Below are 12,657 nucleotides of genomic sequence, written 5' to 3'. Positions count from 1 at the left end.
ACGTCGAAGATACGTCTATCCACAGCCTTGTGGATAACCCTGTGGACAGCAGAGTGAAATGTGGCTTTTGCCCGCATAATTACTGGAACGCCCGGTGTGGATAACTACGCGTGAAACCTGTGGACGACTGCCATAATCGCCTTTTATCGCTGTCGGGAATGGCAAGATGCCCAGCTCCGAATACCTCAAATACAGGTTCGAATTTCGGGTGCTCAGCGAATCTCGGTAAGGTAAGTCGTGTAGCCGGCGCTGCGCATCGCGGTGATGATCGGTTCGGTGCCGCCGGGTTCGGCGATAGCGATCATGGCGCCGCCGCCCCCGCCACCGGTCAGCTTCGCTCCGAGGGCGCCGGCGCGGCGGGCGATTGCCACGAGTGACTCGATCTCCGGGCTCGACACCTGTAGCGCGTTGAGCAGTCCCTGATTGATGTTCATCAGTTCGCCGAGCTCGGCGATGTCGCCGCGGCGGAGCGCGTCTACCCCGGCCAACACCAGCCCGTCGATCTGGCTGAAGATCGCGTCGTAACGCGCGGGGTTGCGCTGCCAGGCGCTGCGCACGAGGCCCACGGTCTGCTTCGTCAGCGACTCCACCCCGGACAGCCCGATGACGATGGGGATCGGGTGGGGAGTGAAGATGTCGCGGATCGTGTGGCCGCCCGGGGCATCCGATCTCTGGAAAAGAACCGACCGGCCGAAGGTGGCGACGGTGTTGTCGATGCCCGACGGGGTGCCATGCACGATCTGTTCGCACTCGAAGGCGAGGCTCGAGACCTCGGCGTCGCTGATCGTGAGCTGGAAGCTGTCGGCGACGGCGCGGATCAATGCCACCGCGAACGCGGCGGAGGCACCCAGGCCGCTGGCGCGCGGCAGGTGAGAGAACACGTCGACCCGAAGGCCGGCGTCGGACACGCCGAGCCGGGTGACGATCAGCGCCGCCACCCGGTGCGAGAGGTCTGCTCGGATCGGTTCGCGCACCGAGCCGTCGACGTCCCGGTCGGCGATGACCGGTTCGCGGAGCGACGCCTGGCGGGTGACCTGCGCGCGCACCGACAGACCGATCGGCGCGGCGATCGCGTGGTAGCCGTAGACGACGGAATGCTCGCCCATCAGGATGATTTTACCGTAGCCGAGGTGGGCATCCGAGCCGGGGGCGCCGGGGGTGAGGGCAGCAGCGCACGTGGCGGAAGCGCTGGGCGTAAGGGTGGCCGTGGGTGCGGGGTGAGCCGCGGGCAAGGCGACGACGGCGGCGGTGCCGTACCCGGCATCCGGCGCGGCCGGCTCAATAACCCGGTCGCCGTCACTGCCTTCTTCGAGGGCCTGCATGATCTGGCGCGCCTTCCACACCTTGATCTCGCCGTCGGCAATGAGCCTCTCGACGACCTCCTCGAACCGGGCTCCACTGGCGCCGGCGGCAGCCGCCACGGCCCGCGCGTGCAGGCGCATATGGCCGTGCTGGATGCCGTTGGTCGACAGGGCCTTGAGGGCGGCGAGATTTTGGGCCAGCCCCACGGCGGCCATCACCTCGGCCAGCTCGGGCGCTGAAGACACCCCGAGGATCGTGTGGGCGAGCCGTACGGCCGGGTTCGACTCCACCTGGCCGCCGACCGTGCCGACCTTCAACGGGATGGTCAGTTCGCCGACGAGATCGCCGGCGTCGTTCACGCTCCAGGTGGTGAGCGGGCCGTAGCCGTCGCCGCGGCCGGCGTAGGCGTGGGCCGCCGCCTCGATCGCCCGCCAGTCGTTGCCGGTGGCGAGGGCGACGGCGTCGATGCCGTTCATGATGCCCTTGTTGTGCGTGGTGGCCCGGTAGGGATCCATGGCCGCGAACTCGTTTGCGAGCACGATACCGTCGCGCACGCGTTCGCCGGGGAAGTCGGCGGTCTCGAGCAGCGCGTGCGGGATCACGGCACGGGCGCGCACCAGGGCCCGGTCGGTGAGGTTGGAGAGGATGCGCAGGAACACGCGGCCGCCGCTGATCTCCTCGACCAGTGGGGCGAGCCGTTCGCACATCGAGTTGACGAGATTGGCGCCCATCGCATCGCGGGTGTCGACCAGCAGGTGCACGACGAGCAGTTCGCCGTTCTGCGCCGTCGCACCGCGCAGGAAGACCTCGATGCCGCGGGCGCCGCCGCCGCGCGCCACCATTTTCGGATGCCCGCTGTCGGCCAACGCCACGAGCTCGTCGCCGCGCGCGAGCAGGTCAGCCCGGGCGCGCTCGGGGTCGATAAGGTCGACGACCTGGATCTGGCCGATCAGCAGCGGCTCGTCGGCGACGCTCGTGAACCCGCCGGCCTGGCGCACCAGCCGGGCCGCGGAGCTGACCGCGGCGACGATCGAGGGCTCTTCGACCACCATCGGCACCAGGTGGTCCCGGCCGTTGATCCGGAAGTTCAGGCCGAGTCCCATCGGCATTGAGAAGACGCCGATCACGTTCTCGATCAACCGGTCGGCGGCCTCCACGTCGAGGGCGGACGTTCCGTCTGCGAGGTGCGCGGCGGCATCCGTCGACAGGACACCACGTTGCCGGAGGAGCGCGATGCGTTCACTGACCGACAACTGGTAGAAGCGGGGGATGCGGGACCGGCTCATGACGCGGTGCCTCCCTGTAGGCCGGCGGCGAAGAAGCCGAGCGGGACGATGGCGGCCCCGGCCCGGGCGAGTGCCCTGGCGAGTCGCTCGGTGGGTTCTCCAGCGTAGCTAAAGGCCAGACCGACGTCTCCGCCGCCGGCCCCGCTGGTCTTGAAGATGCCGCCCTTGCGCCGGGCGAGGGCGTGCAGTTCACGGTGTCGCTCGCTCACGATGCCGGCCTGGGCATGCGCGTCGAGTTGGGTGAGCGCCGCGAAGTAGTCGGAGGCGAGGCTCAGAAAATCGGCCGGGCTGGCCAGCGCCGCCTCGGCCTGTTCGGCGAGGTGTTTCAGCCGGTCGAGGTCGGCCCGGTGCCGGGCGGGGTTCTCGGCGGCGTAGTCGGCCACGCGGCCCACCAGACGGGTGGTCAGCGCACCCTCGCCGGTGACGACGGCCGAGATACAGAGCTCCTCCGGCCAGCGCAGAGGCACCACTGCGGCACCCGGGGCATAGCGGATCAACCCGCCGTGCACGCTCGCGGCCACGTCTCCGCCGCTGCCGGCGCCGTTCTGCGCGCTGCGGTGGGCGGCGTGGGCCAGGCGGAACAGCTCGTCCCGGTCGAGCGTCAGGCCCAGGGCGCGGGCCAGGGCGTCGGTCAGGCCGGCGGCGGTGGCGGCGCTGGAACCGAGGCCGAGCTTGTGGCCGCCCCGGGACAGCGCGCTGCTGTCGATGGTGATGGCGAGCGGGGTCTGACTCTGCGGCAGCACCCGCGCCTGCAGCGCAGCGGCCTGCACGGCGACGCGCACCTGGTCGAAGACGCGGAGGTGGTCGCGCTGCTGGTCGGTGAGCCCGGCCGGGAGGGCGCCATCCGTGCCCAACACCAGGTTCCGGATGCCCAAATTGGACGCGCTGACCTGCCAGGAGCCCGTGGTTGACTCGTCGACCGTCACCTCTACGCGTCGGTCGACGGAGGTGAGCAGGGCCGGCGCGCCCTCGAGCACGGCGTACTCGCCCAGCAGGAAGAGCTTGCCGGGCGCGGACGCCCGGATCGTCGGCTTCGGCGGAGGCGTCGGCAGAGTCGTCGCCATGGTCATTCCAGCCGGCAGGCGGCCGGGCCGAGCGCGCTGATGCGCGCCTCGAGCACCCCGGGCACGAGCACCATCGCCCGCTGAACCGCGGCGGCGTCGCCGGGCAGGCAGAGCACCTTGACTTGCGGCCCGGCGTCGATGGTGAAATAGGCCGGCACGCCCTGGGCGCGAAGACCCGCCACGGCGTGCATCGCGGCGACGGTCGCGGCGTTCCAATAGATCAGTGCGGGTCGGGTCGTGAGCATCAGGGCGTGCAGTTTGAGGCAGTTGTACTCGGAGAGCTGCCCGAGCCGGGCGAAATCGCGGTCACGGATGGCGGAGCGCATCTCGTTGAGGTCGTCGTCGGCCGAGTCAAGCCAGGCCTGGTAGAACGGCGAGGAGGCCTTGCTCTCGTTCATGCCGATAGTGGAATTTATCGATTTCTCGCCGTGCTCGGTGATCGCCACGACGACCGCCAGCGGCCAGTCCGCCCGGTCGAGCAGCTCTTCCGCGTAGGCGTCCGATCCGTCGGCGGCGGTGCCGGCGTGCATCTCGGCGAAGCCGCCGAAGATCGAGCGGGCGGCCGAGCCCGAGCCGTGCCGGGCCAGGATCGACAGTTCCCGGTCGGCCAGGGTGAGGCCGGCGGCGCCGGACGCGGCAACCGCGAGGGCGGCGAAGCCGGACGCCGACGAGGCGAGGCCGGCCCCGGTCGGAAAGTTGTTCGTCGACGTCACGATGGCGTTCAGTCGGGCGGCGGACAGGCCCATGCTGGCGGCATGCCCGCGCACCAGGTCGAGAACGTGACTGATGCGCGTGGCCGGGATGCGGCATCCGGCCAGCCACAGTTCATCGGCGACCAGACCGGGCGTGAAGGTGACGCGGGTGTCGGTGTAGAGCGCGTCGAGCGAGACCGAGATGGAGCCGACCGCGGGCGTGTTGAGGGCGGCGTCGCGCTTGCCCCAGTATTTGACGAGGGCGATGTTGCTGTGCGCGCGGGCCACGGCGGTGGCGCCACCATCGATGGGTTGGTCCACAGTGGTGCTCCGATCGGGTTCACTCGATTTTAGTCGCTTCCCGGGGGGCCGCACCGCCGTGATCGGGTCGGTTCCGCCTGACGATCTGATCCTGGTCACCACTTTCACCAACCGATCCGTTGATAATGGAGTGGTGCGTTTGAGACCCGGTGTGGGTGAACAACCACGCCAAACCTGAAGAGGGAACTGTTGACGCCTGGAATTAGTGGATTCTCCCTGTTCGTGCCGCCCTACCGGGTGCAGCTCGAAGCCTGGTGCGACTGGAACGACCAGCCGTGGGGGAAGGTCCGGAACGTCGTTGGACGCAGCTTCCGCATGCGCGGCCCAGGCCAAAGTGTCTACACGCTCGCGGCGAACGCGGTGTGGCGTTTGATCCGCGACTACGACATCGACCCCGGTCAGGTCGGCCTCCTGGCCCTCGGCACCGAATCCAGCAGCGACAACTCGGCCGGTGCGGTCATCGTCAAGGGCATGGTCAACGATGCCCTCACCGCCCATGGCATGCCGCTGCTCGCGCGCGACTGCGAGGTGCCCGAGTTCAAGCAGGCCTGCCTCGCCGGCGTCTACGGCATCAAGGCCGCCCTGCGCTACCTGGCGACGGATGGCGTGGGCCGCCAGGCCATCGTCGTCTCCGCCGACATCGCCGAATACGCTCGCGGCGGCAGCGGCGAGCCCACCCAAGGTGCAGGCGCCGTCGCTGTGCTCCTGGAAAGCGAGGCCCGACTGCTGGAAGTAAATCTGGCCGGGTCCGGCAGCGACTCCGACTACCGGGTGGCCGACTTCCGCAAGCCGTTCGCGCGCTTCCGCGGGCAGCCGCCCCGCGACGACGGGCAGATGCAGGACCTGCCCGTGTTCAACGGCCGGTACTCGACCAGCTGCTACATCGACGCGACCCACCACGCGATGACGGCCATGCTGGGAAAGCGCCCCGGCAATTCCCTCGATTACTTCAACGAGGTCGACCGGGTGTTCATGCACCGCCCGTACCACCAGATGCCGGCGACCGGCTGGGTGATGGCCTACCTGTTCACGCTCGCGGCCGACGAGGAATCGGGCCGCGACCAGCTGCGCGCGCACTGCGCGGATGCCGGGATCGACGCCGACCTCCTGCTCGCCGAGATGTGCGCACCCTCGCCGTTCCACGGAAACGGGGCCGACATCGGCGAGATCATCGGTGACGTCTTCCCGCTGTCCCGCCGCCTGCGCCAGCACCTGCGCAGCACCGAAGTCTGGAACACCCTGGTCAGCGAGAAGCTCGGCCTCGGCTCGGACGCCATGCGCGACCTGGGCAACCTCTACACGGCCGCCCTGCCGGCGTGGCTCGCATCCGGTCTGCAGCACGCACTGACGGAGGGCCTCGAGCTCGCCGGCCAGGAGTGGCTGGCGCTCGGCTACGGCAGCGGCGACGCCGCCGAGGCTCTCCCGATGCGGGTCGCCGAGGGTTGGCAGGCCGCCGCCGCACGCATCAACTTCGAGACCGCCCTGCACGGCCCGGTCGACCTGACCGAGGCGCAGTACATCGCGCTGCACGAGGGGCGCCCCGGTGACCTCGTGCCGGCCCCGGCCGAGGACCAGTTCGTCGTCGACCACCTCGGCACCGCGAACGGCCCCGACTTCTACGACCAGGGCATCGAGTATTACCGCTACGTGCCCCTTACCGCCTGACGCGCGATTCAATCCCCTGAGCGCGCGAACCAATTCGACGGAGATTTTGCTCCGTGACCCGGTTTTTCGCACCGATCGGGGTGATCCCGGCAAAATCTCCGTCGAATTGGTGAGGTCGGCACCGTGAGCACGGGCGGCCCAGAAAGCCGAGCTGGCTGAGCGCCAGGCCGCTTTCCGGGAGTCGCTGAGGTCGTGCCGAAATCAACCCTGCACCTAGAGCGCAGATCCGAGTAAAGTCGGGCCATGAAACCCCGAATCCGACTCCTGTCCAGCGTCCTCGCCGCCATCCTCGCCGCCTCGGGCGTGCTTGCCGCTGGTGCTCTACCGGCATCCGCCGCACCCACGGCCCCGGCCAACAAGTACGTCGCCTTGGGCGACTCCTACGCGGCCGGGCAAGGCGGCGGTGACTACGTGGACAGCTGCCTGCAGAGCCCGAACGGCTACCCCGCCCTTCTGGACGCGGTGAAGGGCACGAACCTGCTGCGCAACGTCAGTTGCAGCCTGGCCACCACCGGGACTGTGACCACCACGCAGCTGTCGTCCCTGAACCGGGGGACCACCCTGGTGACACTTACCGTGGGCGGCAACGATCTGAATGTGGCCGGCGTGGCGGCGGCGTGCGCGTCCGCGGATCCGGTCGCGTGCGGGAACGCCATCTCCACCGCCGGCGCCCTGATCTATTCCGGCGAGTTTACAGCCCGTCTGGCCGACACCTACGCGCGCGTCGCGGCGGCCGCCCCGAATGCCCACGTGGTCGTCACCGGCTACCCGCTGCTCTTTGCCCCCTCGGCTAACCCGCTGATCGCCCAGCTCAACGGGGCAACCATGCTGCTAAACCAGACCATCCAGGGCGTCGTAGCCCAGGCCCAGGCAATCCGACCGAACTCCAGCATCGAATACGTCGACGTGTCCGCGGCTTTCGCGGGCCACGGCATCGGAGACGTCGACTCGTGGGTCTACTTCGCCGGTCCGGATGCCTTCCACCCGACCCCCGCCGGCTACCAGGCCTACGCGGCGGCCATCCAGGCGGCGCTGTAACTCGGTAGCAGTCCCGGTTCCCGGCTCCCCGGGCACTGGCCTGCCGACGCCGCGAACGAATTCGACGGAGATTTTGACGAAAATCGACCTATTTCATGTGAAATGCGGTCACTATCGCGAAATCTCCGTCGAATTGGTTATTGCCAGAGTGACGGACGAGGGGCCGGGGCCAGGGCCAGGGCTAGAAACGAGGGAGGGCCCCCGACGATGTGCCGTGGCCCTCCCCGCGGAAGCGAACTAGTCGTTCGGCTCCAGGAACTCGGTGGTGTGCGCGATCGTCGGGATCGAGGACGTGATGACGGTGCCGTCGGCCCGTCGCCCGCCCTCGACCAAGGTCCGAGAGGGTGCTCCCGGGTCGCGCGGGCCCTGGTGGGTCAGCGCGACCGTGATGGGCAGGCCCATCCGCACGATGACGGAAACACCGCGCACGGACAGCATGACGTCGACGCCCTCCTCGATCGTGAGGTTGACCTCGCTCTGCCGCACGTCCACGCGCAGCCGGGTTCCCCGGAGCGTGACGCGGAAGGTCAGCGCCTCCCAGGTCTCAGGCAGTCGCGGGTCGAGGGTGATCTTGCCGCCGTGGTCGCGCATGCCGCCGAAGCCGTAGACGAGCGCGCTCCAGACACCGCCGGCGGATGCCACGTGAACGCCGTCCGCCGCGTTGTGGTGCAGATCGGCGAGGTCGACGAACAGGCCCGAGGTGAAGTATTTGAGCGCCAGCTCGTGGTAGCCGACCTCGGCCGCGATGATCGACTGCACGACGTCGGACAGCGTGGAGTCACCCGTGGTGATCGGGTCGTAGTAGTCGAAGTCGGCACGTTTCTGCTCCGGCGTGAACTGGTCACCCTGCAGCAGGAGGGCGAGCACGACATCCGCCTGCTTGAGCACCTGGAAGCGGTAGATCACGAGGGGGTGGTAGTGCAGCAGCAGCGGGCGGTTGGCGGGCGGCGTCTGCGAGAGGTCCCAACGTTCCTTCTCCAGGAACTGCGCGTCCTGCGGGTGGATGCCCAGGGTCTTGTCAAAGGGGATGTGCATTGCTTCCGCGGCGAACGACCACTCGATGATCTCGGCCTCGCCGAGTCCGAGGCGGGCGACCATGAAGTCGTAGGAGGCGATGTCGACCTCGCGCAGTCTGCGCACACTGGTGACCGCGTCCCGCAGGTTCGAGCGGGCCATGATGTTCGTGTAGAGGTTGTCGTTGACGACGGTCGTGTACTCGTCGGGCCCGGTAACGCCGTGAATGTGGAAGACGTCGTTGCCGTTGCCGCGCCAGAAGCCGAGGTCGGCCCACATGCGCGCCGTCTCCACCAGGATGTCGATGGCCTCGCGGGAGAGGAAGTCCTCATCGCCGGTGGCCGACACGTACTGGGTCAGCGCATAGGAGATGTCAGCGTCGATGTGATACTGCGCGGTGCCGGCGGCGTAGTACGCGGACGACTCCAGGCCGTTGATCGTGCGCCACGGGAACAGCGCGCCCAGCTGGTTCAGTTCGGTGGCGCGCATCCTGGCGTGCTCGAGCATCGCGTGCCGGAACCGCAGAGCGTTGCGCGCGGCGTTCGGTGACGTGTAGGTCAGGAAGGGGAGCACGTACACTTCCGTGTCCCAGAAATAGTGACCGCCGTAGCCGGATCCGGACACGCCCTTCGCGGACACGCCCTGGCCGTCGGCTCGCATGGACGCCTGCGCGAGCTGGAAGAAGTTCCAGCGGGTGGCCTGCTGGAGGGCAGGCTGGCCGGCGAGTTCGACATCCGTGCGCGCCCAGAAAGCGGTGAGCCAGTCGCGCTGCTCGGCGACGTACTGCTCGGTTCCGGCTGCGACGGCGCGGTCGAGCGTGCGGTCGCACCGGTCGGCGAGCTCGTGCGTGGGCACGCCGGTGGAGGTGTGGTAGCTGAGGGTCTTGGTCAGTCGGATGGACTGGCCCTGCTTGGCCTTGATGCGGTAGACGTGCTTGGCGAGGTCGTCGCCGATGTGCGAGGCCTCGTCGTACTCATTGAGCGTCTCAAGCTGGTGGTCGGCGGCGCAGGCGATGGTCATGCCCGAGTTCGTGCAGCGGAAGCCGAGGATGTAGCGGCCCTCGGATGCCCGTTTGAAGCGGGGGCGCAGCACCCGGTCGGTGAACGACTCGGCCCTACGCGGGTCGAAGTCCTTGCCGTTGGTGGGCTTCGGGGCGTCGTACTCGCCGATGCCGTCCTGGCGGTTGAGGATCTGGCTGGAGATCACGACCGACGCGTCGGCGTCCAGCATGGTGACCTCGTACTCGAGGATTGCGAGGTGGCGTTCCGTGAACGACACCAGGCGGCGCGACTGGATCAGCACGCGCTTGCCCGAGGGCGTGCGCCATTCGAGGGATCGGGAGAGGATGCCGCCGGCGAAGTCGAGGCGGCGCTCATAGCTGAGCAGATCCGCGAGGGTCAGGACGAGCGGCTCGTCGTCGACGTAAATGCGAATGATCTTGGCATCCGGCGCGTTGACGATCGTCTGCCCGACGCGTGCGAAGCCGAAGGCCTCTTCCGCGTGCCGGATCTGCCAGGTCTCGTGGAACCCGTTGATGAACGTGCCGTGGGCGTGGCCGTCCCGGCCCTCGTCCACGTTGCCGCGCAGGCCGAGGTACCCGTTGCCGATGGCGAACAGCGTCTCGGTGCGTCCCATGTCGTCACCCGAGAAGTCCTTCTCGACCAGGGCCCACTCGTCGATCGGAAATCGGTTGCGGTCGAGCGGGTCGTTCGTGTCGGTGATCCGGTTCATTCTCCGGCCTCCGTTTCGACGTTGGGGAGCAGCTCGTGCAGGTCGGTAACGACGACGTCGGCCCCGGCGTCGAGCAGGGTCTGCGTGCCCACGCCGCGGTCCACTCCGAGCACGAGGCCGAAGTTGCCGGCGCGACCGGCCTGGATGCCCGAGTGCGCGTCTTCGACGACGACGCACTGGGCCGCATCGAGGCCGAGCAGTGCCGCGCCGAGCTCATAGGTGTCGGGGGCCGGCTTGCCGGCCAGACCACGCTCGGCCGAGAGCAGGCCGTCGACGACGATTTCGAAGCGTCCGCGAATGCCGGCTGCCGCGAGGGTCTTCTCCCCGTTGCGCGAGCTGGTGACGACGGCCACGGCGAGGCCGGCGGCCACGACGTAGTCGAGGAACTCGATCGATCCCGGGTAGGGCGTGACACCGCTTTCGGCGAGGGTCTCGTTGAAGGCCTCGTTCTTGCGGTTGCCGAGGCCGCAGACGGTGTTGCGCTCCGGGGCGTCCGTCGGGTCGCCGTCGGGCAGCTGGATGCCCCGGGAGGCGAGCAGCGACCGCACGCCGTCATAGCGGGGCTTGCCATCGATGTACTGGAAGTAGTCGGCCTCGCTGTAGGCGGGGCTCACTCCCTGGTCCTCGAGAAAGCGGGTGAACAGGCGCGACCAGGCGGCCATGTGAACATCGGCGGTGGGCGTGAGCACCCCGTCGAGGTCGAAGAGTACACCGCGCATGGACAGGAGCCGGGCGCGCGTTTCCGCGCGCGACAGGGGGAATCGCGTAGAAGTCATAACTGATGCCTTGCTTGGTAGGTCCTGAGACAGTGGGAGGTCTGATCGAAGCGGTCAAATGATCACGATCTCGATCGGGGGATCGACGTGATGTGCGCCAACGCGGCGAGGAATGCGATTGACGACGCTGCGGACCAGGGCTAGGACTGCATACGCCTGAATACTCCCCCCGATCCTATGCCCCCGACGGCGTTGCGCCGATTTCTCCGGTTGCGCGGCCCTGATCCCCCGGTCTCCGGCGCGCCCGGAAAATCGGCCGATACTATTGGCAGGATGAACCAAGAACGGAGCGCGCTCTCGGCCGCACCCGCGTCCGCGAATCGATCGCGCTCCGCGCGGCTGGCGGGCCGGCGTTTCCGACAGCTCTTCTCGGTCACGGTTGCGGTTCTCGTCCTGCTGGCGGCGGGCCTCGCGATGGCCAACTTCAGCCAGGGTCCCCGCCTGGCCTCCGCCGAGATCAACCTCGACGCCGCCGTCACGCGTGGCAACGCGCGCCTGCTGCTCACCGCGAACCAGCCGCTGGCCGAGGTCCAAGCCGGCCAGGTGGCGGTATCCCCGGCTACAGAGGTCTCCGCCCGTGTCGCCGACCGCGCCCTGACGGTGGAGTTCGCCGGCATCCTGCGCTACAACACCGTCTATACGGTGACGGTGACGGATGTCGCGAGCATCACCCAGGACGCCACCGCCACCCTGGAATACGAGTTCACGACCCCGGACGTCGACATCTATGCGCTGCAGCGCGACAGCCGGGTGGATGACGCCGGTGCGAAGCGGCCCGACACCGTGCGCCGAACGACCCTGCAGGGCCGGGGCGACGGAGACATCGTGTTCAGCGCCCCGCGCATCCAGCAGTATGTCGCCCTGGAGAACCACCTCGCCGCCGTCACGCTCGCCGAAGACGACACGGCCACCCTCGAGGTGGTCTCGTTCGGGGGCGGGGACAACGTGCAGGTGCCCGTGCCGGGCGCGGGCGTGATCGAGAACCTGGCGGCCTCCCCATCGAAAACCCTGATCGCGTACACCTTCACCAGCGCCCCGGAGACGGCGGGGCGCCGCTACGACCGCACCCCCTTCGTCTACGACCTGACCGAGTACTCGGGCCTCCCGGCCGAGGTCACCGGGGTGGACGGCCTGCCGATGACGGTGATGGACCTGCGCTTCGTGCCGGACAGCACCTCTCTCGTCGTGCAGAACGCCGGGCAGACTCTGTTCCTGATCGACATGCTCGGCGACGCCGTGCTGACCCCGTTGGGCGAGCACGACGAGATGCGCGGATTCGTTCCCGGCACCCGCGCGCTCGTCGTCGCCGACCCCGACCAAGGCTCGACGATCGACCTCGCCGACGGTGCCGTGACCACACTCGACCTCGCGCCCAGCCTGCTCGAAGCGAGCGCCTACCCCGGCAAGCTCGTGCTCCTCACCGAGCAGGGGCGCTACGCCCGCCTGTTTCTGCAGGAGACCGGCGACAGCAACCAGCTGGCTTACCTGATCGCCGTCACCGACGCCGCCGACTCGAGCGTGGCGTTCACTCCCGCGTCGGACGCGTCGCGCGTGCGGGACTTCTGCGTCTCGCCGAACGGCCAGTACCTCGCGGTGGAGACGATCCCGGCGGCCGGCCTCGGCGACGACTACCCGACCCTGCCCGCGTTCTCGGGCATGACGACCACCCTGGTAGACCTCGACCGCGGCACCAGCAGCCGTAGCGTGTCCGGTTTTCTCCCTGATTGGTGCGGCTAACCGAGGGATACCCCCGCCAACCTCCTGCCGA

Annotated in this window: 8 protein-coding genes; 3 read left to right on the top strand and 5 right to left on the bottom strand. The window is 68.6% G+C overall.

From position 1 onward, the window contains the following. Positions 1–212: 212 nt before the first annotated feature. Genes CXY79_RS08030 through mvaD form a run of 3 tightly spaced genes read right to left on the bottom strand, consistent with a single transcriptional unit; the run spans position 213 to position 4,665 of the window. Entirely contained in the window at positions 213–2,588 is a 2,376-nt protein-coding gene (locus CXY79_RS08030) for a hydroxymethylglutaryl-CoA reductase, degradative (RefSeq protein WP_104100614.1), read from the bottom strand. Then, positions 2,585–3,652: a mevalonate kinase gene (locus CXY79_RS08025; protein WP_104100613.1), complete on the bottom strand. Its 1,068-nt coding sequence runs from the start codon at positions 3,650–3,652 to the stop codon at positions 2,585–2,587. The genes CXY79_RS08030 and CXY79_RS08025 overlap by 4 nt, the downstream gene beginning before the upstream one ends. A 2-nt stretch (positions 3,653–3,654) precedes the next feature. Continuing rightward, the gene (mvaD, locus tag CXY79_RS08020) at positions 3,655–4,665 is read right to left on the bottom strand and encodes a diphosphomevalonate decarboxylase (protein ID WP_233191364.1); all 1,011 of its coding nucleotides are present in this window, start codon (positions 4,663–4,665) and stop codon (positions 3,655–3,657) included. A gap of 189 nt (positions 4,666–4,854) precedes the next feature. Here mvaD and CXY79_RS08015 point away from each other — a divergent pair, with 189 nt between their 5' ends. After that, a complete protein-coding gene (locus tag CXY79_RS08015; RefSeq protein ID WP_104100612.1) occupies positions 4,855–6,330 on the top strand; it encodes a hydroxymethylglutaryl-CoA synthase family protein in 1,476 nt (491 codons plus the stop codon). Between the two features lie 243 nt (positions 6,331–6,573). Then, entirely contained in the window at positions 6,574–7,368 is a 795-nt protein-coding gene (locus tag CXY79_RS08010; RefSeq protein WP_104100611.1) for an SGNH/GDSL hydrolase family protein, read from the top strand. 237 nt (positions 7,369–7,605) lie between these two features. Here CXY79_RS08010 and CXY79_RS08005 read toward each other — a convergent pair whose 3' ends face one another. Together CXY79_RS08005 and CXY79_RS08000 are read right to left on the bottom strand one after the other, a co-directional pair. After that, positions 7,606–10,113 (bottom strand): glycoside hydrolase family 65 protein, encoded by a 2,508-nt coding sequence (locus CXY79_RS08005; RefSeq protein WP_104100610.1) that lies wholly within the window; start codon positions 10,111–10,113, stop codon positions 7,606–7,608. Beyond that, entirely contained in the window at positions 10,110–10,889 is a 780-nt protein-coding gene (locus tag CXY79_RS08000) for an HAD-IA family hydrolase (RefSeq protein WP_166785114.1), read from the bottom strand. Before CXY79_RS08000 ends, CXY79_RS08005 begins: the two co-directional genes overlap by 4 nt. Before the next feature lie 273 nt (positions 10,890–11,162). Here CXY79_RS08000 and CXY79_RS07995 point away from each other — a divergent pair, with 273 nt between their 5' ends. Continuing rightward, positions 11,163–12,626, top strand: coding sequence for a hypothetical protein (locus tag CXY79_RS07995; protein ID WP_104100608.1), 1,464 nt, complete (start codon positions 11,163–11,165; stop codon positions 12,624–12,626). Positions 12,627–12,657: the final 31 nt, after the last annotated feature.

Source organism: Cryobacterium sp. M96, from assembly GCF_002929845.1.
In the GTDB taxonomy this organism is placed as follows: domain Bacteria; phylum Actinomycetota; class Actinomycetes; order Actinomycetales; family Microbacteriaceae; genus Cryobacterium; species Cryobacterium sandaracinum.
Note: the sequence above shows the minus strand (reverse complement) of the source record. Positions and strands in the feature narration are given on the sequence as shown.

What these genes read in the sequence shown, in the direction of transcription:
- CXY79_RS08030 (WP_104100614.1), bottom strand. Translation starts at nt 2,588, where the DNA reads ATGAGCCGGTCCCGCATCCCCCGCTTCTACCAGTTGTCGGTCAGTGAA.
- CXY79_RS08025 (WP_104100613.1), bottom strand. Translation starts at nt 3,652, where the DNA reads ATGGCGACGACTCTGCCGACGCCTCCGCCGAAGCCGACGATCCGGGCG.
- CXY79_RS08010 (WP_104100611.1), top strand. Translation starts at nt 6,574, where the DNA reads ATGAAACCCCGAATCCGACTCCTGTCCAGCGTCCTCGCCGCCATCCTC.
- CXY79_RS08005 (WP_104100610.1), bottom strand. Translation starts at nt 10,113, where the DNA reads ATGAACCGGATCACCGACACGAACGACCCGCTCGACCGCAACCGATTT.
- CXY79_RS08000 (WP_166785114.1), bottom strand. Translation starts at nt 10,889, where the DNA reads ATGACTTCTACGCGATTCCCCCTGTCGCGCGCGGAAACGCGCGCCCGG.
- CXY79_RS07995 (WP_104100608.1), top strand. Translation starts at nt 11,163, where the DNA reads ATGAACCAAGAACGGAGCGCGCTCTCGGCCGCACCCGCGTCCGCGAAT.